23 protein-coding genes are annotated in these 23,741 nt (G+C 64.1%); 11 read left to right on the forward strand and 12 right to left on the reverse strand.

The annotated features are described in order from the left end of the window. Positions 1–22: 22 nt before the first annotated feature. Positions 23–388: a VOC family protein gene (locus ACWA1U_RS03300; RefSeq protein ID WP_463723927.1), complete on the reverse strand. Its 366-nt coding sequence runs from the start codon at positions 386–388 to the stop codon at positions 23–25. Between the two features lie 175 nt (positions 389–563). Here ACWA1U_RS03300 and murJ point away from each other — a divergent pair, with 175 nt between their 5' ends. Continuing rightward, positions 564–2,096: a murein biosynthesis integral membrane protein MurJ gene (gene murJ, locus ACWA1U_RS03305; RefSeq protein WP_463723928.1), complete on the forward strand. Its 1,533-nt coding sequence runs from the start codon at positions 564–566 to the stop codon at positions 2,094–2,096. A gap of 82 nt (positions 2,097–2,178) precedes the next feature. On the opposite strand, the gene ACWA1U_RS03310 is transcribed toward murJ, so the two are convergent. After that, positions 2,179–3,291: an ATP-grasp domain-containing protein gene (locus ACWA1U_RS03310; RefSeq protein WP_463723929.1), complete on the reverse strand. Its 1,113-nt coding sequence runs from the start codon at positions 3,289–3,291 to the stop codon at positions 2,179–2,181. Between the two features lie 361 nt (positions 3,292–3,652). Between ACWA1U_RS03310 and ACWA1U_RS03315 the strand changes: the two genes are divergently transcribed. Genes ACWA1U_RS03315 through ACWA1U_RS03325 form a run of 3 tightly spaced genes read left to right on the forward strand, consistent with a single transcriptional unit; the run spans position 3,653 to position 7,213 of the window. After that, complete coding sequence (locus ACWA1U_RS03315) at positions 3,653–5,026, forward strand: uracil-xanthine permease family protein (protein WP_463723930.1); 1,374 nt, start codon at positions 3,653–3,655, stop codon at positions 5,024–5,026. Then, positions 5,023–6,453, forward strand: coding sequence for an amidohydrolase family protein (locus tag ACWA1U_RS03320; RefSeq protein WP_463723931.1), 1,431 nt, complete (start codon positions 5,023–5,025; stop codon positions 6,451–6,453). Before ACWA1U_RS03315 ends, ACWA1U_RS03320 begins: the two co-directional genes overlap by 4 nt. Before the next feature lie 49 nt (positions 6,454–6,502). Then, positions 6,503–7,213: a sulfite exporter TauE/SafE family protein gene (locus ACWA1U_RS03325; RefSeq protein WP_463723932.1), complete on the forward strand. Its 711-nt coding sequence runs from the start codon at positions 6,503–6,505 to the stop codon at positions 7,211–7,213. On the opposite strand, the gene ACWA1U_RS03330 is transcribed toward ACWA1U_RS03325, so the two are convergent. The 6 genes from ACWA1U_RS03330 to uraD all read right to left on the reverse strand — a co-directional run bounded on the left by ACWA1U_RS03330 (position 7,184) and on the right by uraD (position 13,320). Then, positions 7,184–8,245: a LacI family DNA-binding transcriptional regulator gene (locus ACWA1U_RS03330; protein ID WP_463723933.1), complete on the reverse strand. Its 1,062-nt coding sequence runs from the start codon at positions 8,243–8,245 to the stop codon at positions 7,184–7,186. The genes ACWA1U_RS03325 and ACWA1U_RS03330 overlap by 30 nt on opposite strands. Positions 8,246–8,314: 69 nt before the next feature. After that, positions 8,315–9,661, reverse strand: a complete 1,347-nt coding sequence (locus ACWA1U_RS03335; RefSeq protein WP_463723934.1) for an 8-oxoguanine deaminase — start codon at positions 9,659–9,661, stop codon at positions 8,315–8,317. A 185-nt stretch (positions 9,662–9,846) separates the two neighbouring features. Then, positions 9,847–11,400 carry a nucleobase:cation symporter-2 family protein gene (locus tag ACWA1U_RS03340; protein WP_463723935.1) on the reverse strand — a complete coding sequence of 518 codons (1,554 nt, stop codon included), beginning with the start codon at positions 11,398–11,400 and terminating at the stop codon, positions 9,847–9,849. 144 nt (positions 11,401–11,544) lie between these two features. Then, entirely contained in the window at positions 11,545–12,486 is a 942-nt protein-coding gene (pucL, locus tag ACWA1U_RS03345) for a factor-independent urate hydroxylase (protein WP_463723936.1), read from the reverse strand. A gap of 1 nt (position 12,487) precedes the next feature. Then, entirely contained in the window at positions 12,488–12,829 is a 342-nt protein-coding gene (uraH, locus tag ACWA1U_RS03350) for a hydroxyisourate hydrolase (RefSeq protein WP_463723937.1), read from the reverse strand. Continuing rightward, on the reverse strand, positions 12,826–13,320 hold the full coding sequence (gene uraD / locus ACWA1U_RS03355) for a 2-oxo-4-hydroxy-4-carboxy-5-ureidoimidazoline decarboxylase (RefSeq protein WP_463723938.1): 495 nt from the start codon (positions 13,318–13,320) through the stop codon (positions 12,826–12,828). The genes uraH and uraD overlap by 4 nt, the downstream gene beginning before the upstream one ends. A 333-nt stretch (positions 13,321–13,653) precedes the next feature. On the opposite strand from uraD, the gene ACWA1U_RS03360 reads away from it, so the two are divergent. The 4 genes from ACWA1U_RS03360 to ACWA1U_RS03375 all read left to right on the forward strand — a co-directional run bounded on the left by ACWA1U_RS03360 (position 13,654) and on the right by ACWA1U_RS03375 (position 17,100). Further along, positions 13,654–14,283, forward strand: coding sequence for a DUF805 domain-containing protein (locus ACWA1U_RS03360; protein WP_463723939.1), 630 nt, complete (start codon positions 13,654–13,656; stop codon positions 14,281–14,283). A gap of 107 nt (positions 14,284–14,390) precedes the next feature. After that, positions 14,391–15,404 carry a PHP domain-containing protein gene (locus tag ACWA1U_RS03365; RefSeq protein ID WP_463723940.1) on the forward strand — a complete coding sequence of 338 codons (1,014 nt, stop codon included), beginning with the start codon at positions 14,391–14,393 and terminating at the stop codon, positions 15,402–15,404. Between the two features lie 46 nt (positions 15,405–15,450). Further along, on the forward strand, positions 15,451–16,215 hold the full coding sequence (locus ACWA1U_RS03370; protein WP_463723941.1) for an SDR family oxidoreductase: 765 nt from the start codon (positions 15,451–15,453) through the stop codon (positions 16,213–16,215). A 501-nt stretch (positions 16,216–16,716) separates the two neighbouring features. Then, positions 16,717–17,100 carry a helix-turn-helix domain-containing protein gene (locus tag ACWA1U_RS03375; RefSeq protein ID WP_463723942.1) on the forward strand — a complete coding sequence of 128 codons (384 nt, stop codon included), beginning with the start codon at positions 16,717–16,719 and terminating at the stop codon, positions 17,098–17,100. Here ACWA1U_RS03375 and ACWA1U_RS03380 read toward each other — a convergent pair. Beyond that, positions 17,080–18,291: a PucR family transcriptional regulator gene (locus ACWA1U_RS03380; protein WP_463723943.1), complete on the reverse strand. Its 1,212-nt coding sequence runs from the start codon at positions 18,289–18,291 to the stop codon at positions 17,080–17,082. The two genes, ACWA1U_RS03375 and ACWA1U_RS03380, sit on opposite strands and share 21 nt — an antisense overlap. A gap of 280 nt (positions 18,292–18,571) precedes the next feature. Between ACWA1U_RS03380 and ald the strand changes: the two genes are divergently transcribed. Then, positions 18,572–19,684, forward strand: coding sequence for an alanine dehydrogenase (ald, locus tag ACWA1U_RS03385; protein ID WP_463723944.1), 1,113 nt, complete (start codon positions 18,572–18,574; stop codon positions 19,682–19,684). Here the strand turns inward: ald and ACWA1U_RS03390 are convergent. Further along, a complete protein-coding gene (locus ACWA1U_RS03390; protein ID WP_463723945.1) occupies positions 19,681–20,703 on the reverse strand; it encodes a Gfo/Idh/MocA family protein in 1,023 nt (340 codons plus the stop codon). The genes ald and ACWA1U_RS03390 overlap by 4 nt on opposite strands. A gap of 152 nt (positions 20,704–20,855) precedes the next feature. On the opposite strand from ACWA1U_RS03390, the gene ACWA1U_RS03395 reads away from it, so the two are divergent. Together ACWA1U_RS03395 and ACWA1U_RS03400 are read left to right on the forward strand one after the other, a co-directional pair. Then, a complete protein-coding gene (locus tag ACWA1U_RS03395; RefSeq protein ID WP_463723946.1) occupies positions 20,856–21,335 on the forward strand; it encodes a MarR family winged helix-turn-helix transcriptional regulator in 480 nt (159 codons plus the stop codon). A gap of 130 nt (positions 21,336–21,465) precedes the next feature. Continuing rightward, positions 21,466–22,029, forward strand: coding sequence for an NADPH-dependent FMN reductase (locus tag ACWA1U_RS03400; protein WP_463723947.1), 564 nt, complete (start codon positions 21,466–21,468; stop codon positions 22,027–22,029). Positions 22,030–22,109: 80 nt separating this feature from the next. Here ACWA1U_RS03400 and ACWA1U_RS03405 read toward each other — a convergent pair whose 3' ends face one another. Together ACWA1U_RS03405 and ACWA1U_RS03410 are read right to left on the reverse strand one after the other, a co-directional pair. Continuing rightward, a complete protein-coding gene (locus ACWA1U_RS03405; RefSeq protein ID WP_463723948.1) occupies positions 22,110–22,301 on the reverse strand; it encodes a hypothetical protein in 192 nt (63 codons plus the stop codon). A gap of 49 nt (positions 22,302–22,350) precedes the next feature. Continuing rightward, positions 22,351–23,310 carry a lantibiotic dehydratase C-terminal domain-containing protein gene (locus ACWA1U_RS03410; RefSeq protein ID WP_463723949.1) on the reverse strand — a complete coding sequence of 320 codons (960 nt, stop codon included), beginning with the start codon at positions 23,308–23,310 and terminating at the stop codon, positions 22,351–22,353. Positions 23,311–23,741 lie beyond the last annotated feature (431 nt).

Here is a 23,741-nt window from a genome sequence, read left to right on the forward strand (position 1 = left end):
TAGCACCGCCCGCCGCAGGTTCTCAGTCCAGGAAGAGACAGAAGGGGTGGCCCGCCGGGTCCAGGTAAACCCGCACGCCCTCCTGCGGTTGGAACCCGGCAAGCTCAGCGCCCAGGCCAAGCGCGTGCGCGCCGGCAGCGTCGAGGTTGTCGACGTGAATGTCCAGGTGCATCATCATCGGGTGGTCCCGCTCACCCGCGGGCCAGACCGGCCGCACGTAGTTTGGTTCGGTCTGGAAGGAAAGTGCGGCGCCGCCGTCGGGCGCTTTGAGCATCACCCAATCGTCCTCCGCGAATTTCGCTTCCCAGCCCAGCAGCTTGCGGTAGAAGTCGGCGAGGGCTCGGGCGTCGGGCGAATCGAGCACTGTTGCGGAGAGTTGGAACTTCATGGCGCCTTTCGATGGCCTGATGATGGCCTGGTGACGTGCCCTAATAGTTGATGCCGACTACTCTTGCGTGTGCCCTCCGCTGCGGGCAAGAGGGGCCTGTATTCTGTCAGCGCCGACCGGCGAGCTCCACCTCGCAAAGCGCAGCCGCCGAATCGGCAGGATAGGGTGGGATGTCGTGGCCAGACCCGGAGGAAAGTCGATCTCCAGGGCTGCTGTGCTCGTCACCGGCCTCACCGCCGTCTCGACACTTTTCGGCTTCCTGCGCGACGTCGTCATAGCCGCCATCTTCGGTGCGGGTGCCCAGCTCGATGCCTACCTCGTGGCGCAGGGCCTCATGAACATTGTGCTCGGCCTGGTGGCCTATGCAATGGCCAGGTCTGCAACGCCGGTGGTTGCACGGGAGGCTGCCGCGGAAGAAGACGGCTGCCGCGGCCACACCGGGTTCGATGTTGCGTTCACTGTCACCATGGTGGTGCTCGGGGTCGGGTCCATCGTGATGGGAATCTTCGCGGCACCGGTTACCTCGTTGATCGCACCAGGGTTCGACGCCGGTGATGCAGCTACCGTCACAATGCTCACCCGGATCATCCTGATCGCCACGGTGCTGGTGGCGGGCACCGATCTGCTGGCCGCCCTGGCCCAATCCCACGGCCGCTTCGCGTGGGCCTCACTGCAGGGCGTTCCGTTCAACATCATCATGATCGCGGCGGCTGGGCTCTTCGGCCCGCAGTACGGGGTGAGTGCCCTCGCCGTCGGATTCGTGATCGGCTCCGGCGCCCGCCTGCTCCTGCAACTGCCGCCGCTGCGAAGCCTGGGAACGAAAGTCACCCCCCGCCTTCAGTTAAAGGACCCCGGGTTCCGGGAAATTGCGATCCTCGTGCCGCCGATGCTGGTCGGCAGCGCCATCGGCAACATCAATACGCTCGTGGACCGCGCCGTCGGCTCCACCCTGGAGGAAGGCGCCATCACTGCGCTTTCCTACGGCTGGCGACTGGTGAACCTTCCGGAGCAGCTGCTCATCGCGTCCTTGCTCGTGCCGCTCTACCCCGCGATCAGCGCTTCCGTGAAGGACTTGCCCGAACTCAAGCGCCTGGTCAACCGCGGACTCTCGGTTACTGTCACCATCCTTGTTCCGCTGTGCGTGGTGCTCGCCGTTGCGGCAGTCCCGCTCGTCGAAGTGGCGTTCGGGCGCGGGGCATTCTCACGAGAGGACATCGAGGACACCGCAACCGCGGTCGCCTGGTACGCGCCCGCCCTGCTTGCGCTCGGGTGCCGGCAGGTGGTGGTCAGCACTGCGTACGCATTAGGCGATTCGAAGGCACCGGTGGTGGTGGCCGTGGTCGCGATGATCATCAATGTGGTGGGCGACATCCTCCTGGCGCCCATCATGGGTATCGCTGGTATCGCGCTGGCCACGAGCGCATCCCTGGTGGTTGCCGCCGTCGCCAACGCGTGGCTGTTGCAGGGCCGGCACGACGGCGTGAACCTGCGTGCCGCCGTCGTCCTCCTGGCGCGGGCGGCGCTGCTGGGGGCGGTAGCGGCCGCCGTCGGGATCCTGCTGGTGAACGTACTGGCAGCGCCGGCGCTGCTGACGGCCGTCGTCGTCGCGCTGGCGGTGTGCGGGACCTATGCCCTGGGACTGATCGCGCTGCGGGCACCCGAGCGGACCGTTCCGCTTGACATGATCCGGGCGGCGCGGCGCCGGTAACCCCCGGTTGAGTGGTCAGATAATCACCGACAGGACGACCCAAAGGGTGATTATCTGCGCACCCAGCGGGCCCCGTGGGCGGTCAGCCTTTGCGGGCGAACTTTGATGCCATCAGGTGCAGCGTCGGGCCCGGGTCCAGTGGATCCCACACGCTGTGGTGGGCACGGGTGGCCCAGCGCAGGGTGTCGACGACGTCTGTCACCAGGCCGCCGCGGCGTTCGACCCGCGCACGCCGCAGGTCACCCGCGGTCCACACATACCGGAAACCGGCAGGAGCGTCGCTGAGCGTTGGCACGGATTCGCCGAGCGTGAGCCTGCCCCAGGCGTCGGCCAGTCCCGGGCGCGCCGCGTTGCTGAGCGCTATCGAACCGAAGAAGCGGCCGTTGAAGTCGATGAGATAGGGCACGCCGTCGTCACCGGTCAGGAACTGGAGTTCCACCAAGCCCCACCACCCGATGTCGGTAAGCAGCCTGTCCACCGCAGCGGCAAGCACCGGGTCGATGGCGACGGTCCGGGCACGCGCCGAAGCCCCGTTCGGCGTGGGCCAGAGGCGCGGTGTCTCCTGCTGGACCCGGCCCTCCAGACGGCCGTCGCGGAAGATGCCGATCAGTGCCCCAAGCTGGCCGTGGATCGGTTCCTGCAGCAGCGGTTCCGCACCCAGCTGCTCCATATGGTTGATGCGCTCCTTCGCGGCAGTGATGCTCTCGAAGAGGCGTGCCTCGATGCGGTGCGGCCGGAGCTGGCCAGGCGTCCAGTGCGCACGGGATTTGACCACCAAGGGCCCGTCCCAGTCAGAGATGGCACCCGGAGTGGCAACAACAGTCCGCGGGGAGGCAAGCCCAACACGTGCTGCGCTTTCGGCGAGGGCCACCTTGTCGAGGGCACGGCTCACGGCCTCGGCCGGCGGGTGTGCAACCCGGGTGGGGATGCGGTCACGGTAGGTGGAAAGCGCGGCCATCCAGTCATCGCCGCCGCCGAAAACGACGTCGTATCCTCCCGTGTTGACCGCAGCACTCACGCCGTCGACGAAGGCGCTTCCGTCACCCCGCGGACGCGGCACGGTGTGGCGCGCAGATGCAGCACGCGAAGCGCACAGCATCCCATTACCTTCCGGTGTTCCCACGCCGACAGTCCAGCCGTCCTGCCGCAGCGATCGCGCGGCAGCGAGCGCTCCTCGGTCTCGGGATGTACTCACTATTAACGCGCGCCTTGACTCCCCCAGTTCCTCAATGATCCTGGTTTGAGCTTTCACATGGTCTTCCTGTGGATGGGCGAACGGTCTCGACCAACCATAGGAAATACAAATGAGAAACAGATGATATTGCCCGGCGTCGGCGGGTCGGCGGCACTGTGCGCGGGCTGCGCGACCTTCATCCGTTGACACGAAAAGTGATGTAGGGCATAGTTACCAAAACGATTTGGGATAGCCACAAGCAACTCCCATCCCCCTCTTCCTCGGGTGGCGGCACAGCGTTTCACGCTGCAGGACGCTGCCTCCCGATTCCGGCACAAAGCCGTGCCTTCGAGAACGAACAATCCCTGAGAGAAGTCACCTCATGAAAAGCACCAATGTCCATCCGGTGGACGAGGTTCCACCACTTCGCCGCCTTATACCCCTTGGCCTGCAACATGTCATGGTCATGGTGGCGACGCCCCTGTCCGCCGTCTTCCTTGTCAGCCAGACACTCGGTCTGTCCGACGCCCTAACCACAAATCTGCTGAGCGCAACGTTCATACTTTCCGGCCTGGGCACCCTGCTTCAGTCTTTTGGTCCCTGGAAGCTGGGGGCAAAGTTGCCCTTCGTCATGCTTCCCGGCGGAGCGCCAATCATCATGTTCCTGATGATTGCGCAGGAGCATGGCCTGCAGATGGCCTCCGGCGCAGTGATCCTGACGGGCGTCTTCTACTTCCTCGTTCTGCCCCTCTTCGCCCGGCTTCTCAGGTTTTTCCCGACCGTCGTCGTGGGAACGATGATCGTGGTCATCGGAATCAACCTCGTGAAGCATTCCGCGTTCCTGATCACCGGCCAGCCCGGCACCGAACAGTTCGGGCGTCTGGACTACCTGACCCTTGGCGTCGCCACGATCGTGCTCATCGTCCTCTTCTACCGGCTGCTGCCGTCCTCCCTGCGGCCCGTTTCGGTCCTACTCGGCATGGTGGCCGCAACACTCCTGGCAGCACCCATGGGGCTGGCAGACTTCTCCGGACTCGGTGAGGGGAACATCGTCTCCTTCCCGCAGTTCCTCCCCTTCGGCCCCCCGGAGTTCGATCTCCTGGCCTCACTTCCGCTCCTCATCTTCAGCATCGCCTCCATGGCAGAAGCCACCGGCCAGACGGTGCTCAACGGAGAAGTGGTCGGCAAGAAAGTGGTTGCGAAACAGGATGCACCCAAGACCATCCGAGGCGATGCCATCATGTCGCTCCTGGGAGGCTTTTTCGGAACGTCCCTGATCGTCACCAGCGGTGAGAACATCGGCATAGTCAAAGCAACCGGGGTGCGCTCACGTTTCGTAACCGTCGGGGCTGGGTTCATCCTCATCCTGATCGGGCTCCTCGCCCCCATTGGACAGCTCATGGCGGGTATCCCCTCAGCTGTGGTCGGTGGGACCGCCGTCGTCGTCTTCTCCATCATCATCGCGATGGGATTCCAGATGCTCCGGCGTGTGGACTTCAACGACCACCGGAACACGATCATCGCTGCGGTGGCGCTCTCAGCCGGCCTCATGCCAATCCTCGTTCCGGGTATGTACGACCAGCTCGCTCCCAACGCCCGCATCCTGCTGGGAAGTGGTGTAGCGATGACCGCCTTCGTCGGCGTGATCATGAACATCGTCTTCCTCCACCTGGGAAAACGCAGCGCTGAACCAGCCGAGCAACCCGAACCCGCCACACTTCCAGAACCTGACCATCAAGTGAAAGACAGCCTGTGAACATTCCCCTTGCGCCCAAAGCCTTCGACGGCGAAACGATGCTGCTCCTCCCGGAGCTGCTGCTTCTACCGAACGGCCCAGTCCGCGACCACGGTGTGGTGGTGAAGAACGGCGTCTTCAGCCAGGTTGGTCCGGCTTCAACCCTCATCGCCGAGAACCCCATGCTGACGCCGGTCAGGCTTGACCACCACCTGTTGATGCCGGGGTTCGTCGACACACATCACCATCTGACACAGAGCTTCGGCAAATCAATGATTTGCGGTGAGCCCTCGGAGATCTTCCGGAGGCTTTGGGTTCCGCTTGAGCAGCATCTTGATGACGAGTCGATCTACGTAGCGTCAAAACTGGCGGCCCTCGAATCTTTGCGGGGTGGATTCACCACCGTGAGCGATGCCGGGACCCGGGCAAACGTGGATGTCGGCACCGTAGCGGCAGCAACGCAGGACGTCGGACTGCGCTGCGTTCTGGGCTACATCTGCAACGATCTCTCCCCGGACGGATCCGTCACCGATCACGGCGACGTGATGCGGGGAGCTGAACGGCACCTCAGCCGGTGGGATGGCGCGTCGCTGGTCCATCCCTCGCTCGCCGTATCGATTCCCGAAGCCGCTACCGAGGAAGTTCTACGGGACACCTCCCTCCTCGCGCAGGAAGCTGCCGCTGTCTATCAGGTGCATTTGAATGAGCACCTCGCTTCCGTGGAGCGATCGATCGAACGATGCGGGTTACGTCCACTTGAGTACATGCACTCGGTCGGCGCCCTGGGTCCCCAGACCCTGGCCGCCCACGCCACGTTGGTGACCCCGCACGAATTGAGGCTGCTCGAGGAAACGGGCGCTGCAGTGAGCTACAACCCGGTGGCGAGCGCGTGGAAGGGAAATGCCGTTGCGCCGGCCCTCCACTTTGCGGAACGCATGATCCGATTTGGAATCGGCACGGACGGAACCCGTAGCGATGCGTTCCGCTTGGTGGACACCGCGGAACTGGCGCAGCGCCTTGCCTTCGGCCTGCAAACCGGTGATTCCTCAAGTGGTGGCGGCTGGACCTGGCTTCACCACGCCACGATGGGTGGGGCGGACGCTGCTGGCATCGGCGAGGTGACTGGAGAGATCGCGGTGGGCAAGTCGGCGGACTTCCTTGTGCTGGATTGGTCGGTCCCGGAAATGCAGCCTTCCTGGGACCCCACCTGGGAGCTCGTCCGGTATGCCAACCGCGACCAGATCAACGCCGTCGTCGTTGCCGGCAAGTTGAGGTTGTGGAATGGGTGGCCAGTGGATTGGGACGCCCGCGCCTTCGTTGACGAGGCAAGGGAGGTTGCACACCGTGTCATGGCCAAAGCCCCGGTCCGGCGCCTCCATGCCACGGCGTCGGAACACCAGGCGCTCAAGCAGCGCACCCGCGTTCCGGTGCCCAGCCCCGTCGGGTGATTCTGAGTGATTCAGATGTACCTGGCGAGACCCCGATTGAAGGAAACTCTTGAGCACTGAAATATTCATCCTGGTTGCTGTCACGGTAGCCATCGCGGCCCTCGTTCAGGGCAGCACGGGCATGGGCTTTGCGCTCATCGTGGCTCCGGTGGTTGGCTTCTTCGAGCCCACGCTTCTTCCCGTGCTGTTACTCATCCTCATGTTGCCGCTCAATGCCTACGTTGTGTGGCGTGAGAGGCATGCGCTTGATCTGCGGGGAGCAGGCTGGATCACGATTGGCCGTGTGGCGGGAACTGCTGGGGGGTTCTGGGTGCTGGTGGCGATCCCGCCATCCGGCCTTAGCCTTCTGATTGGCATATCAACGATCCTCGCGGCCCTGGTGTCACTGATTGTGCCGTCCTTCAAAGCAGGACGCGGCGCGCTACTCGCCGTGGGCACCGTCACCGGCGTTACGGAAACGGCCACCGGAATCGGTGGGCCGCCGCTGGTCCTGGCCTACCAGCACCGGCCCGCGCCCGTCCTGCGTTCGACGGTGGCCTTCTGCTTCCTGGTGGGCGAGCTGATGTCGCTTGCGTTGCTTGCCGGAACGGGGAACGTGCACTTCCCGCAGGTGCAGATGGCCCTCTACCTGCTGCCCGCCCTCGTGATTGGGGCCCTCGCCAGCGCCGCAATTCATCATCGCCTGGGCGGGAAGAGGATGCGCACCATCGTCCTCAGCTTCGCGCTGATTTCAGGAGTGGCGGTCCTCTTCCAGGGTTAGCCGTCCGGGCTCACGGGGTATCCGCACGGAGGATTCCCGCGGGACCAGTTCCGGGAAGGGTCCGGATACAACGTGGCGGCTCTTGTCACCCCTGCGATGTTCGAGGAGCAGGTCCACCGCGAGTCCAGCGGCGGCAGACAGGTTCAGGTTCACGGCGGTCAGCGGGGGCTGACACGTCTGGGACCGAAGGCCGTTGTACCGGGTGACCACCCTGACGTCGTCGGGCACTCTGCGGCCCTTCTCCTTCAGGGCGCGCACAACACCTACGGCGAAGGCGTCAACCAGCGCGCAGATGCCATCGACGTCGGGATGTGACTCGAGGAGGGAGAGCGCCGCGTGATACCCGCCGGCCTCTCCCTCCTCTTCGTCCACCTGAATGACAATGGGCTTCATGCCGTAATTCGCAGTGAACACCCGGTAGGCCTCGGCAACGTCAAGGTAGGAATGCCGGGGACCTGCGCCAATCAGCAGCGCTATCTGCCTGGCCCCCTGCTCGCACAGGTGTTCGAGGAGCAGTTCACCAGTTGCACGCGAGTGCATGTCAACGTACGGGATGTCTTCCTCCGCGCCGGGCTGGCGGCCGAGGCTGACCACAGGAACCCCGAGTGCTCGCAACCGGGTAGTCGCGGGATCGTTTTCCTGAGGCTCGACGACGACGGCGCCGTCGATGTCGAACTGGCCCAGCTCCAGCTGCGTCTCGAGCGGCGGGATAAGAATCATCGCGAACCCGTGCATAAGGGCTGTTTCCGCAGCCGATGCCGCCACTTCCATGAAGAATCCGAGCTTTGACGGCCCGGCAGCAACGGAGGTTGGCATCGACGCGACCAAACCAACTGTCTGGGCACTGCCCGCCCGCAGGCGTTGTGCCCGGACGCTCGGGCGGTACCCAAGTTCCTCAGCAACCTTGCGGACCTTTTCCCTGGTACGCGGGTCGACGTACCCGCGGTTATTGAGCGCGTGCGAGACCGTTGTCGGTGATACGGCAGCAACCCGTGCGACATCGGTAATAGTGGGACGTTTCCCAGTTCCCACTTACCCTCCCGCGGCCGATTTCTGCTCGACACTACCACGGGCCACCACGGCCAACCCGGTCGTTGAGGGCTAGCCCACGAGCTTCCGCGCAGCCGCCGAGTGCTCCGCGATCAACCGTTCCAGGTCAAGCCCGACGACGGCGCCGCTCTCCACGCGCCACTGACCACCGACCATGACCCGGTCTGCCCGGTCCGCGCCGCACAGCAGCAACGCGGCAAGCGGATCGTGGCTGCCGGAGAAGCGAAGGTCATCGAGCCGGTACATCGCGAGGTCCGCCTGTTTACCGACAGCCAGCTCACCGATATCCGACCGCCCCAGCGCCGCCGCAGACCCGCGGGTGGCCCAACCCAGCGCTCGCTCCGGCGTCGCCCGTTCCGCACCGTAGCGAAGGCGCTGGATATAGAGCGCCTGCCGCGCTTCGAGGATCAGGTTGGAGGCATCGTTCGACGCCGAACCGTCCACACCCAGCCCCACCGCAACACCCGCTTCCTCCAATTCCACAGCCCGGCAGAGGCCGGACGCCAGGCGCATGTTCGACGTCGGGCAGTGCGCCACTCCAACTCCTGCGGCCCCGAGCCGCGCAACCTCGGAATCGTCGAAGTGGATGCCATGGGCCAGCCAGGTGCGGGAGCCGAGCCAGCCCACGCTCTCCAGGTAATCGACGGTCCGGAGGCCGAACCGCTCCCGGCAAAAGTCCTCCTCATCCAGGGTCTCAGCCAGGTGGGTGTGGAGACGGACGTCGTGCTTCTCCGCCAACTCAGCACTGGCCCTCATGATGTCCGTGGTCACCGAGAACGGAGAGCACGGCGCCAGGCCGATCTGCACCTGCGCGCCCTCGCCACGCTCGTGGTACCGATTGATCAGCCGCTCGCTGTCTGCCAGGATTACCTCGGCTTCCTGGACTGTCCGCTGGGGCGGCAGGCCGCCGTCGTCCTCGCCGAGGGACATCGAGCCCCGGGTGAGCATGGCGCGCATCCCAAGCTCGCGGACCACGGACACCTGGACGTCTATCGACTCTTCCATGCCGCCCGGGAAGAGGTAGTGGTGGTCGGCGGCGGTGGTGCAGCCGGAGAGCAGCAGTTCGGCGAGCGCAGCCGTCGTCGCCAGTTCCAGGTCGCGTGGACTGAGCCTGGCCCACACCGGATAAAGGTTGACCAGCCAGGGGAACAGCGGCACGTTCACCACGGGCGCCCACGCGCGGGTGAGGGTTTGGTAGAAGTGGTGGTGCGTGTTGATCAGCCCGGGAAGGACCACGTGGCCGCGGGCCTCAAACACCGCATCGTAGGGCCCGGCCGGTGTTGCTCCCGAGGGCACAAGTTCGGCGATGGTGGCGCCGTCGATTACCAGGCCACCGTCGGCGTCGTCGTCGTTCGCGGTGAAGATGGCAAGTGGGTTCCGGACCCAGGTGCGTGTCATTATCGGATCTCCGTTTCAGTCGTTTCTTAACAGGATGAAACGGCACAGGACCACCGGCGACGGCGGTGTATGCCGCCAGCTCAGTGGTCCTGTCTGCTGATCCAGGTGTGGATCCCCGCCCGCCCGTGTGTGCACTCAATCCGTGTGAAGGCAGGAGTCAAGCCGGGCAGGCGGGGAAGCGTTGGTTAGGTGTGGTCGCCGGATTTCCCGTCACAGATCTTGCGGATGTCCTCGACGCCGGTGATCTCACCCTTGTCGAGCTTCTCCTTGACAACCTGGTACTGGGCAGCGGTCACCACGGGAATCTCGGTTCCGTCAGCGGCCACCAGCTTGCCGCCCTGGTAGCTGTCGCCGTCCTGCAGTGCCGCAAGCTCGTCCTCGCGGACCATGCGCGGCGGGCTTGCGACGAACACCGAGGCCCTGTCGGGATTACCTGCTTTGAGGTGGTTGAAGAGCAGGTTCAGCAGCACCGCCATGATGGCCGCCGAGCTGATGCCCGAGTGGAAGATGATGCCGAACCAGGTGGGGAACTCGTCGTAGAACGTTGGTGCCACGACGGGGATCATGCCGAAGGCCAGCGACACTGCGACGATGATCAGGTTCATGTTGTCCTGGTAGTCCACCTTCGCGAGGGTACGGATACCACTGGCTGCCACTGTGCCGAAGAGTACGATGCCGGCGCCTCCGAGCACGGGCGTCGGAACCGCTGCGACCAGGCGGCCAAGAATCGGCAGGAGCCCGAGGATCACCATGATGAGGCCACCTGCGGTCACCACATACCGGCTACGCACACCGGTGATGGCGACAAGACCGACGTTCTGCGCGAACGCTGTCTGCGCGAACGAGTTGAACACGGGTGCCAATGCGCTTGAGAGCATGTCGGCGCGGAGGCCGTCCGCAATGCGGCGGGAATCGACCTTGGTCTTCGCGATCTCGGCTACCGCGAGGATGTCCGCCGTCGTTTCCGTCATGCACACCAGGATGACGATGGTCATCGAGATGATGGCGGCGAGGTCGAAGATCGGCCATCCGAAGGCGAAGGGCTGGGGGAAGGAGAAGATTGCTCCGTTGCCGACGTTGGAGAAGTCAGCAAGCCCGAGGAGCGCTGCCACTACGGTGCCGGCGACGATCGCCAGCAGGATGGACAGTCGCGAGAGTGTGGCGTTGCCAAGCTTGCTCAGCAGCAGCACCAGGGCGAGGGTGCCTGCGGCGAGGCCGATGTTGGTCAGGCTGCCATAGTTGTCCGCTGCCGGGTTTCCGCCCATGGCCCAGTTCGCTGCTACGGGCATCAGGGTTAGGCCGATGGTTGTGATGATGACGCCGGTGACAACCGGCGGGAAGAACTTGATGATCTTGGCGAAGAACGGCGCAATGACCAGGCCGATCACCGATGCGACCAGTACTGCCCCGAAGACGGTTTCGATACCGCCTCCGCCGCTGAGGATCGCGGTCATTGTTGCGACGCCGGCGAAAGAGACACCCTGTACCAGCGGAAGCTGCGAGCCGAAGAACTTTACGCCGTAGCTCTGCAGGACTGTTGCAGCGCCACCGACGAAGAGGCAGGACGCGATGAGGACGGCGATCTCATCCTGTGACATCCCCGCGGCTGTTCCGACAATAAGGGGGACGGCGATGATTCCGCCGTACATGGTCAGGACGTGCTGGAAACCGTAAGCAAACGTGCGGCCCAGGGGCAGGCGTTCATCTTCTGGCCGTTGGGGCTTCGTATCGTGTTTCATGGAACTGACTGCTTTCATGAGTATGACTTCCTTGTCTCACATGAGTGGTTGGTGAGCGGCCGGACGCGTGCAAGGTGTCCGGCCGCTCTGTTTGGGAGGTCGCGGGCCGGTGGCCCTTGATTCTTTGGCCCGAACCTCCCGCGATCAGCAGAAGCCCGGGATGGTCTCCCAGATCGGTGCCTTGTTCGTGGAGCCCTGGGCGTCGCCTTCGCGCTCAACCGTCGCCTCGATCAGCCCGTACGGCCGGTCGGCTGCGAAGAAAACCTCGTTCGGGTTGTCGAGCCCGAACGGCTCGAGGTCCACGAGGAAGTGGTGGTTGTTCGGCAGGGAGAGCTTGACGTCAGCGATTTCGGGGTGCGCCTCAAGGACCTGCTTGCCCATCTGGAACATGGTCTGCTGCAGGGCCAGCGAGTGGGTCTGCGCGAAGGCGTCGAGCAGAATCCCGCGGACACTCGCGTAGATCGCATTGAAATCGATGTCCGTAGCGTCAGCGTTGTAGCGCCAGCGGGCCGTGACGTCGGTTGCGAGGATGCGGTCGGTGGTTTCCTTCAGGGTGGTGTACCGGTCGCGGGGGTACCCGTGGAACTCCGAACCCGTGGACTTCAGGACGGTAAGGTCCTGAATGCCCGCAACAATGTGCCGAACGTTGTTCTCAATGAGCAGGACTGCGGTGCGGGTCTCCGACTTGTTGCGCGAAAAGGCGTGATCGTGGTCGTTGATCCTGTCCCAGAAATACTGCTCGGCTGCCCAGCGGCCACCGTTTACCCATTCGAAGCTCTCGGTGAAGTGCTTTCCGAGGCGTAGGAGGAACGCCTCCGGTGAGCCGACGCCGTCGCGGGCGAACGCGTAGACGGTGTTCTTCTGCGTGTCCGTGGCGACGACCTGCGCGTTGTCCCCGACTGTGTGCGCTGCTTCGAAGTCTCCGTGAAGCTGCGATGTCACGTTGAGGTCTTCAATCTGGTGCCGTGCGGTGTCGCGGGTGATCTTGACGAGGCGGCACTCAGCCTTGCCGTACTGGTTGCGTCCGAGCACAATCCGGCCGGTGGCAGCGGTGCGAACGTTTGAATCCGTGAATGTTGCAGTCATGTCAGCTTCCTCGGTAGGTGGAATAGGCAAATGGGCTAATCAAAAGCGGCACGTGGTAGTGCTGTGCCGGGTCGGTGAGTTCAAAAATCAGGGAGACCGACGGGAAGAAGGTCGGCGTGTCCGTGGAGGCGAAGTACTTACCGGTCTCGAATTCGATCCGGTAGGTTCCCGGCTCCAGGGCAACGGGTCCCAGGGAGGCGATGCGGCCGTCGTCGTCGGTGATTCCACCGGCGACTTCGTGCCAACCCTCAGGCGAGAGCCCGTCGAGGCGGGCGACGACGCCGACGGCGGGACGCCCGGTTCCGGTGTCCAGCACGTGGGTGGTGATGTGACTGCGGCTCATGCTGCAAGGACCCCTTTGAGTCGAAGGATGGCAATTTCGCGGAGCTGCCCGGCGATGATGGGCAGTTCCTGTTCGGGCGTGTTACCCAGGCGTTCGTGAAGCGCGGCAAGGATTTCTTCGGCGCTGCGGCCCGCGGCGCGGATCAGGAAGACGCGGCCGAACTTTTCCTCGTAGGCATGGTTCCCCTCGAGGAGCGCGGTTTGGGTTTCGACGGCGGTGCTTACGCCAGCCTGCTCACCGCGGGACATGGTGGCCTCCGCGGTGTTCCCCTCGGCGCGTTCGCCGATGCGCGGGTGGTGGGCGAGGGCGCCGTCTATCTCGCTCGTCGACCAGGGGGATGCAGCCTGTTCGGCGAAGGCGATGAGATCAGCCTCGGAAGAGAACGGCCGGGCATCAACGATTGCGTTGACCCAGCGCGGGATGTCGACGCAGGGCTTCAGGATTCCGGCGGCGTCTGCAGGAGTTGATGCGTTGAGGGTGTTCAGGCTCATGGGTGTCAGCTTTCTGTAGAGCGCTATCGCCGGCGCTGAACACCCTTACCCTCGAACGAATTCGATTTGACTCGATGTTTCCGGCGATAGATTGGATACTGCTTTGGATCCTGGTTTTGTGCTGTAGCTATTTTTACATCGTGGAAGTTTTATTCCACTTTTATTGTAGCTCCCGTCACAGTCCTCCTGTCAAGGGTTTCGCTCCAGGGGATCCGATGTTGCGTAGCTCACATCTTATTCCTGCGTGGTTGTCCTTGGTATAGGTCTGCCCATCTGCTTTTCCACCACAACTGGATAGTGTGTCCCTGACAGTCACACCTGAAAGGTTCACGCATGAGCTACCCGAGCAGCTACCCCGCCACTACAGGTTCCCAGGTCCCACTGCATCTTCCGTTGCATGGCGCCTCCTTCGGCGTCGCAGTGAAGCGCTTCTTCAGCAAGTACGCCACATTCTCCGGCCGCGCGAGCCGGAGCGAATACTGGTGGGCGGCACTGTTCAATGTCCTCGTCAGCATGGTGCTGTCCGTGGTGATGATTGCCGGGGCTTTCATCGGCATGGATCCTGAGACGGGCATGCCCGGCCGCGGGATCATCCTGGGAGTTGTGCTGCTGAGTGTCTTCAGCTTGGCGATCATCATTCCGAGCATCGCCCTTACCGTTCGCCGCCTGCACGACGGCAACTTCAGCGGCTGGTGGTACCTGCTCAACCTCACACCCGCCAGCATCGTCGTGCTGGTCTTCATGTTCATGCCCAGCAACCCTGAGGGCGCCCGTTTCGACGAGAACGGCGGTTACGGCCAGGGAGGGTACGGGCAGGGCGGTTACGGCCAGGGAGGGTACGGGCAGGGCGGTTACGGCCAGGCACCCTACGGCCAGCCGGGTTACGGCCAGGCGCCCTACGGCCAGCCGGGCCAGGCTTCCACCAACCAGCCCGGTCACGGCCAGGCACCCACCAACCAGTAGCCCGCGACATTGGGTGGCCACTAGGTGTTTTCCCGACATAGTCCGAACACTTACTCAGCGCCCCCTCGATCACGGATCCCACTTCCGCCATGGTGCAGAATGGGCGCATGGACGCCACCGCAGCCCTGAACGAGATCGCTTTCTGGCTCGAACGCGAGCTCGCCCCAAGCTTCAAGGTGCAGGCATTCCGCAGGGCAGCCGAAACCATCGCGGACCTCGAGCCCCAGGAGCTCGCCGCCCGTGCCCGCGATGGGCGGCTCAAGCGCATGAAGGGAATCGGCGCCCGCTCCTTCGAGGTCATCAGCCAGGCGCTCGACGGCGAGGTACCCGCGTACCTGGCTGACCTCCGCGAGCGGTCCAAAGAAGCACTGGCCGACGGCGGCGCCGAGTTACGCGCCAAACTGCGCGGCGACCTGCACAGCCACAGCGACTGGTCCGACGGCGGCAGCCCCATCCCGCTGATGGTGGACGCCGCTCGTGCGCTCGGCCACGAGTACCTCGCCCTCACCGACCACTCCCCCAACCTCAAAATCGCCAACGGTTTGAGTGCCGAGCGGCTGACTGAGCAACTCGCCATTGTGGAGGGAATCAACGACGACGGCGCCTTCCGCCTTCTCAAAGGCATTGAAGTGGACATCCTCGAGGACGGCACACTCGACCAGTCTGGGGAAATGCTCGATCAGCTCGACATCGTCGTGGCGAGCATCCATTCAAAGCTGCGCTCGGACCGCCGGACCATGACCGAACGCATGCTCGGCGGCATCCGCGACCCGCACACCAACGTCCTCGGCCACTGCACCGGGCGGTTGGTGCAGGGTTCCCGTGGCCAGCGCCCACAGTCCGAGTTCGACGCCGAGAAGATCTTCGCAGCCTGCGCCGAGAATAACGTGGCCGTCGAGATCAACTCCCGCCCCGAACGCCAGGATCCGCCGGACGACCTCATTCAGCTCGCGCTTGAGGCTGGTTGCCTGTTCAGCATCGACAGTGACGCCCACGCCCCGGGCCAACTCGACTTCCTCCAGTACGGTGCCGAGCGCGCCGAAGCAAACGGGGTGCCGCCGGAACGGATCATCACGACCTGGCCACTCGGGAAACTCCTCGAGTGGGCTCGCCCATCCTGACCCGTTCCACGGCAGCCCGCACTTATCCCAATCAACAAGGAGCACCATGAACCATTCCGCCGCAGAACGCCCCCTTGTCGCCGTGGTTACGGGAGCCGGCTCGGGCATCGGCCGCGCGGTGGCGCACGCGTTCCTGGAGGCGGGTCACGCCGTCGTACTTGCCGGCCGGCGTCGGGAGCCCCTCGAGGAGACCGCCCGTGGCTGGGAGCTCGCGCAGGTTATCCCCGCGGACGTATCAAAGCACGACGACGTCGCGAACCTCTTCGCGAGCGCCCACGAGCGCTGGGGTCGCCTGGACGTGCTGTTCAACAACGCGGGGATCTTCGGACCGGCCGGTGCGGTGGACGAAATCGACGTCGGCGAGTGGACCACCACAGTCGCGATCAACGTGACCGGCTCGTTCCTCTGCGCCGCCGAGGCGTTCCGGCTCATGAAGAACCAGAATCCGCAGGGCGGGCGCATCATCAACAACGGTTCCATAGCCGCGCACTCTCCCCGTCCGCGGTCCGCCGCCTATACAACCACCAAGCACGCAATCACGGGCCTGACGAAGTCGATCGAGCTGGACGGGCGTCCCTACGGAATCACCTGCGGCCAGATCGACATCGGGAACACGCACACTGATCTGATGGAGACCCTCGGCGTCGGGGAAGGGGCCGTCCAGGCCGACGGAACCAGGCGTGTCGAGCCCACCTTCCCCGTTGAGGAAGCAGCGCGCACGGTGCTGCACATGGCGCAGCTGCCGCCGTCGGCGAGCATCGGCACCGTGGTGCTGACCGCAAGCGGGATGCCGTTCATTGGGAGAGGCTGACCGACCCAGGCACGAAAAAGCCCTCCGCTCGCAAGGAGCGGAGGGCTTCGCCGGTTCCACACTGAAACGGTCAGCTGTACCAGAACCACTGGGGCGGGCTCCACATCGGAGGAACCTGGTGACCGTTGAATGAGCCGCAGACCGAGCATGAATAGCTCACACTCGCTGGGATGAGGTCGCGTCCCTCGGAGGAAACGCGCGCCGGCACAAAATCTTCGTAAATCAGGAACTCGTCCGTTCCGCATCGCTCGCACCACGGCAAGGCGCTGTCGCGCTCGGCCAGTTGCCCACTGAATGGGCGTGATCCGCTGCTATGGTCCGGATTGATAATCGTCATTGTTTTCCACCGTTCCATCCGCATGTAACTACAGGGAGTTATGTGAGGGAAACCAAGCTGAACATATAAGCTCGCTTAGTTAAGGTGACATAACGATACCCTTGGCTCTTGAATTCCGTAAGCCCCGGCGCCGGAAATCCCCACGTATTGGCACAATGGGGCTTATGATGCACGCCCGCTCCCGCACCGCCCCTCCCCTGTCGGATTCCCAGCGAAGTTCGCTCGCCCGCGCGATCAGCGGAAACGACGACGTCACTGTCTTCGTCGACGGCACGGCCGTGAAGCTTCCGGACCCGGCGAGGGACGCCGTCGTCGACCTCCTGAAGCGCCTCGCTGCAGGGGATTCGGTGACGGTCACCTCGGTCGCGGAAACGCTGACCACCTCACAGGCGGCCGAAGCTGCGGGCATTTCCCACACCTACCTGCGCAACCTCACAGACGCTGGCGTCATCCCGGTCGAATACCGCGGCACGCACCGCCGTATCCGCAAGGACGCAATCGACGCCTGGCTCGCCACTCAGCGGAAGTCAGATACGGGGACGACGTGACCAGCGCCGGGCCTTGAGGGCCAGGTGCAGTTCGAGCCGGACCTGCCCACCCAACGGGTCCGCGCCGATGATCGACCGCACGCGTGCCAGCCGGTTGTAGACGCTGCTGCGGTGCAGGTGCAGTTGGTCCGCGACCTCCTGCACAGAGCCGTTCTTGTCGAAGAGCAGCTCCAGCACCGGCAGTAGTTCGGAGTTCGGGTCATTGTCCTCAATCTCCCCGTAGTAAACCGACCGCGCCGTCGCCGCCTGCCATCCTCCGCCGGCAAGGAACTGGTAGGCCCCGCAGGCCCGGTAATCAACGGCGGCGCCCAATTGACCGTCCACCGCAGCCGCCTGAACAGCGCAGCGTGCCTGTCCATAAGCGTCAGCGAGGCGGTCGGGGGCTGCGAACGGCTCGCTGGTTCCGCTCAGCAACCGCTCGATCGGCCTGCCTGTCAACGTTTCGAGGCGCTCCCCATAACGACGCCGGATCTCCCCCCTGCCTCCCTGCCCGGCGACATCCCGGAACAGCAGCACGGCGTGGGACCCGGTTCCGGCGCTGAAGACCACCGCGTCCGCTCCAACTGTCGCCTGCAGTGCCGCTGTTCGCCGCGCAAGAGTGTTCGCGTCAGGGTCCACAGGCTGCTCCGGTTGGGACTGGTCCAACAGCAAGGTGAGGTGCCATGGTGCGGTGGCCTGCAGCTCGGGCCACCCCGCGAAGTCCTCAGTGGCTGGCCCGTCCCGTTCGAGAGTCGCCAGGAACACTGCCTCCCTCCGGGTACGGTGCTCTGAGCCTGCCGTGTTTTCTTCGAGCAGCAGTGCGGCGAGCCGGTCCAGGTCTTCGCGAACGCTGGGCAGCTGCTCCAGGATGTGCTGCGCCGTACCTTCATGCGCCTCCTGCTGCACCCAGAGGTAGCCGACGCGAAACCCGCGCACCAGCAGGGGAACGCAAACCCGTCCGAGCATCCCGAGATCCTCATTGGCCGGCACTGCCACGGGCCGCACTGCCCGCGCGATCCCGTGCCGCAACTGCCAGGCGCTGACGTCCGCTGGAACCTTCTTACTCAGCAGGAAGTTGACCCGCACACGGTCCGCCGACGACTGGTGGCTGCTATAGGCGAGCAGCACGCCGTCGAGATCCTCGAGGGAGAGCCCGCGGCCTAGCCGGGTGCCTATCCGCTCGACCTCCCGCTCAACATCCGTTGTCTGCACTCCTCCATCCTAGGTACGCCTGGACGACTTTTGGCCTTCCAGAACTCGACAGTTGTCGAGTGGCCCACGTGAACCCCCCGTGTTAGTGAGCGCCGTCACACACTGTGTCTTCCGCGGCAGGGAGCGGAAAAGCAGCGGGCACGACGGCGGCACGCCCGGCCGTCGTCGTCGTCCTTCCTCTTCCGGACGTCATACGGCCCTGTCCGGGCGCGCAAAGCGCTCGTATTCTGGAAGCACCGGCCAAAAGCCGCCACAACACCTGCGAGCGACGGAGAATCCCGTGATTATCGGCGTCCCCAAAGAAGTGAAGAACAACGAGTTCCGCGTGGCCATCACCGCCTCGGGTGTCCACGAGTTCCGCACCCACGGGCACACCGTGCTCGTGCAGAAGTCCGCTGGCGTCGGATCCAACATCACCGACGCCGAGTACGTTGCCGCCGGGGCTGAAATCGTGGAGGACGCCGACGACCTCTGGGCGCGCGCCGACATGGTCATGAAGGTCAAGGAACCCATCGCCGAGGAGTACCACCGCTTCCGCAAGGGCCTGGTGCTGTTCACTTACCTGCACCTCGCTGCCGAGCCCAAGCTGACCCACGCACTGATGGAGTCCGGAGTGACGGCGATCGCTTACGAGACCGTGCAGGAGGGCCGCGCGCTTCCGCTCCTCGCACCCATGTCAGAGGTTGCAGGCCGCCTCTCGGTGCAGGTCGGCGCGCAGGTCATGACGGCGCCGTCGGGCGGACCGGGCCTCCTGCTCGGCGGCGTTCCGGGCGTTCGGCCAGCGAAGGTAGTGGTGCTGGGCGCTGGAGTTGCCGGGACCAATGCGGCGGCGATGGCCGTGGGCTCCGGTGCCGACGTCACCATCCTCGACATCAACATCGCCCGTCTGCGCGACCTCGACGCGCAGTACGCCGGCCGGGTCAAGACCATTGCGTCCAACGCGTTCGAGATTGAGCGGGCAGTCCTCGACGCGGACCTGGTAATCGGTTCCGTCCTCATCCCCGGGGCCAAAGCGCCCAAGCTCGTGACCAACGACATGGTGTCACGGATGAAGCCGGGCAGCGTGCTGGTGGATATCGCCGTAGACCAGGGCGGCTGCTTCGAAGACTCGCACGTCACCACGCACGAGGATCCAACCTTCACGGTCCACCAGTCCCTGTTCTATTGCGTGGGCAACATGCCTGGCGCTGTTCCGAACACGTCCACCTACGCGCTGACCAACGTCACGCTGCGGTACGCGGTAGCCCTCGCTAACCAGGGTGTGCGGCAGGCGTTCGAGAACATTCCGGCATTGGCTCACGGGCTGAACATCGCCGGCGGCGCCGTGACGCACCATTCCGTCTCGGACGCCCATGGCCTCGAGCTCAACGAGGACTGGCGCCAACTGGTCTAGAAGCGGTGCGCGGCTTCTATGATGCGCTGTGCCTTGAGGCTGTCCGCCGGGTCCACCGGCACCGGTCCGCCGTCGAGCAGAGCCGAGGCCAACTGTTCGTAGAAGTCCGGGTATGCGCCGTTCTCGGTGCGTACCCGCTCCGCCTCATGGTCGAAGCCCAGCAGTCCCCAGGAAAGGCTGTCCTCCACCCCGTAGTTCGGGTCCGTGGGCAGCATCCCGGCGTCCACCGCGGCCTCCTGCACATCCTTGCCCCACTTGGTGTAGGCCGAGGTTGATCCGGTCACCCGATACCGGGGCGCGGCCTGCGGAGCGAGTCCGTTCATCCACAGATGGCTGATCACACCGGAGTGGTGGTGGAGGGCGAGGAAGACGTCATCGTCGGGTCCGTTCCCCTCCCGGTGAGCCGCGAGCTCCACGTGGGCCAGTTCGGCGTCGCCGAAGAGCTGCAGGGCCTGATCAATCAGGTGCGGGCCGAGGTCAAACAGAATGCCGCCGCCCTCACTCGGTGGAGTATTGACCTTCCACGGTTTCGTTACGAGCGGTTTGTAGGACTCGAGGCGGGATTCGAAGCGCCGCACGGTGCCCAGTGCGCCCTCCTGCAGCAGCTTCCTGATGGTGAGGTAGCCGCCGTCCCACCGGCTGTTCTGGAAGACGGTCAGCAACTGGCCCTTCTCGCGGGCGAGCTCGACGAGCCGCTCGCCATCCGCCGATTGGGCCACGAAGGGTTTGTCAACGACGACGGCGGCCCCCGCCAACAGCCCCGCCTCCGCCAGTGGAGCGTGAGTGGCAGGCGGGGTGGTGACCACCACGAGGTCAAGCTCATCAGAGAGGGTCCATAATTCGTCCGCCGACCGGACGATGCGCGCCTCGGGGTACAGCTGACGCACCTGCGCGATCCGGCCCTCATCCGAGGTAACAACTGCATCGAGGGAATACCTCGGATTCGCCGCGATGAACGGTGCATGAAACACGCGCCCGCCAAGGCCGAATCCGATGATTGCCGTCCTGATCCTGAACATGTACCTACTTTATGACGTGAACTCGCATGGCGCCCTGGTACCCCCGTGCTCGCTCGCCATGCGTCCTGTGCGGATTTACACGCCGCGGAGCCCGTACTATGGTCATGAACCGGTCAAGCAGTGGCCACGGAATCCTCGTACCTAAGGACCCCATGGACACCGTTCAAGGCCCCCACTCGCCTGCCTTCCCTGAACCGCTTGAAGATACGGCGGAACTCCTCGCAACGGACACACCATCTGCTGTTGCCCAATCAACGCGGATCATGCTCACCACCGCCGCTCACTTTGTCCAGCAGCACCTGCATGATCAGCTTGCCGAGCTTGGCCTGACCCCTCTGGGACTCTCCGTGCTGAGCGGGCTCGAGGAAGTTGAGCAGGCAACGGTTGAGGAACTCGCCAAGTGCTGCCTGCTTCCCGAAGCGACGGTCAGGATCACACTCCAGGAACTGTTGGGCTCAGGCCTGATAGACCGGGAAGATGGCCTTTATAGGCTCACGCCCTCCGGCAAGTCCGCCCTCGCTGAATCGCATGAGCTGGAGGAGACGCTCTTCGCCGAAAAGAGCACCACCCTTCGCCTGGAACTGGGTGCGTTAATCGAGCGGTTGCGCCAAAGCGGCGCCCTCCCCGAGTAGGCAAGGGGTAGAGGGTCACCAACGTCACACCGTTGACCGGAATAGCGTGCAGCACTCGGCAGTTTTCTGAAGCTGTAAGCCAACACCTGCGGGTCCAGTACCTGCCACACCGTTCAACAGGAGCTACTGCATGGCGAAGTTCACCGTTCTCACCCTCGTGGGAAGCCTGCGGGAGGGGTCGATCAACCGCCAACTGGCGGAAGCTGCCGCTCTCAACACTTCGGAGGATGTCGAGTTGGTGATGTTTGACCACCTCGCCGACATTCCGTTCTACAACGAGGACAAAGATAACGACGCCGACCGTCACCCAGCCGGAGCAGCCCTCCGCACGGCCGCCTCTAGCGCCGACGCCATTCTCGTGATCTCCCCCGAGTACAACGGGACCATGCCTGCACTGTTGAAGAACGCCATCGACTGGCTTTCCCGCCCCTTCGGCGCCGGAGCCATCAACGGGAAGCCCGCCGCCGTCATCGGCTCGGCTTTCGGGCAGTACGGCGGCGTGTGGGCGCATGACGATGCCCGCCGTTCCCTGGGGGTTGCGGGTGCTGCAGTGGTCGAGGACGCGAAGCTATCCATCCCAGGCTCGATCACCCGGTTCGCAGAGGTGCATCCGAAGGACGATCAGGAGATCGTCGAGCAGCTTGCTGCCGTCGTCGTCGCACTTGAAGGCGCCGCGGCCCGCGCTGCCGCCTGAGCTCTTTATACAACAGGAAGCCCGGATTGCATTCTTGCAGTCCGGGCTTCCTTCAAGTTTTTTGGCTTATTGCGGTTATTTCAGCGCCAGAGGCTGTCCGCCCAGGCGACGTCCCGGAGGTAATCACGGGCGGCACCTACATCCCACAACTCGCCCTGTGAGGCAATGACTCCCATACCGCGAAGGTCTTCCACGGTGTCAGGGGAGCACCCAAGGGCCTCGCTGAGGTCGCTGGGGTCAGTGGCGAGAATAACGTCTTCGTTCCTGGCCATGGCGTAACTTCCTTTCTCGCCCTGTGATGACGATGAGGCGCTGGGGGAATCAGTTTCGGTTGAAAAGGATGCGCTCGCGGTCGACTGTCCAAGTCCGTGCGTAGAGGCCAATGATTGCTTCCTCGCGAGGCGTGAACCCGAGACGGTTGAGCGTCATGTGGGCTTGATGGACCGTCAGGTGCTGTGCGCTACGGCTGACGCGTGCTTTGTCAGCGCGGTACAGGTAAGTGTCGAGGGCGCGGAACCAACGGCGCCGCCAGTTGTGGACCGCGGATTCCGCAGCGGTGGCCGCCATCAGCCCGTGAAATCCGGGAACTTTGGCATTCACCTGGGTCATCATGGCTTCGCGGACAGCAGCACCGCGGGGTCCAAGATCCGGAGTGCAGGTCTTGAGGTGGCTGTCCCAGTAGTAGTCCCAGGTGATCCGGCGGCGGTCTGGCCAGCTGGCGGAGCGTGGGCCCTTCATCATGCTGCGGGAGGAATCGAACAGGATCAGTGCCGCGAAGGCTGAGCGGTTGTGCATTTTCCCGAACCGCTGGGTTGCCCAGGCAGCGAGCTCGGAGGAAAGCTCGAAGACTTCCTCGGCGAGCTGGAGGCCCTCAACTCCCCCGTACTTGAACAACTCGGCCTCCAACTGTGGGTCGGAGTCTTCAACTCCGCGAAGGTAGTAGCGGCTGCCCGCAGGGGTAGAGCAGTGCTGCTTCGAGGGGAGGGCTGCCAAGCCCTTATCGCCGCGCTTCACAAGGGCCTGGTGGAAGGTTTGCAGCCGCTCGATGGTGTCCGGTTGGGCCAGGACGTGCAGACGCACTTGTACGGCAGATGGTTCAACACTCCGTGAGTAGAACCATCTGCCGGCCCGCAGTACCTGAGCCTGCGCCGCCAGCGGGGTAACCAGATCTCCAATGATGCCGTCCGCTACATCGAAGTCACCTGCTTGTGTGGAGAGATGCCACCATTGAGCGCCAACTGCTGTTCGTGAGGCGGTTCGAACTGCGGTTAGCTGACTCATGACATCCTCCTTCGGGCTTTGGTTACCCACGCTGGGGCGAGTCTTGTGTTGGTTCGGTTCGCTGTGCGGACCGAACGCTATTTAGTTGGGCCTACTTTGGCCAGTCCCAGCTTGCAACTACAGTCTTTGGCCAGTCCCAGCTTGCGGCCCCCATAGCCGGTGAAGCCGGTGCAAGGACTGCTGCTGCGACGAGGAGACTAGCGGCTGCGCCGATGATCTTCTTCATAAGGTGTTCCCTTCCGTCAGGTGCATGTGACGCGCTCCCGCTCGCCATCGAGCCGGTAGACCCAGCATGGGGTCCAGTGGAACGGGCTGTCCAGCGGGAGGGGCGCCCTCTTCAGGCCATGTCCTGAAGAGGACATCGGCGGGAGAAAGTTGGTTCAGGCCTCGCTGAGCGCACCACGGGCACTGTGCATGTTTCCGCGTGATTT

It is taken from the genome of Arthrobacter sp. TRD_SC_6 (assembly GCF_055361185.1).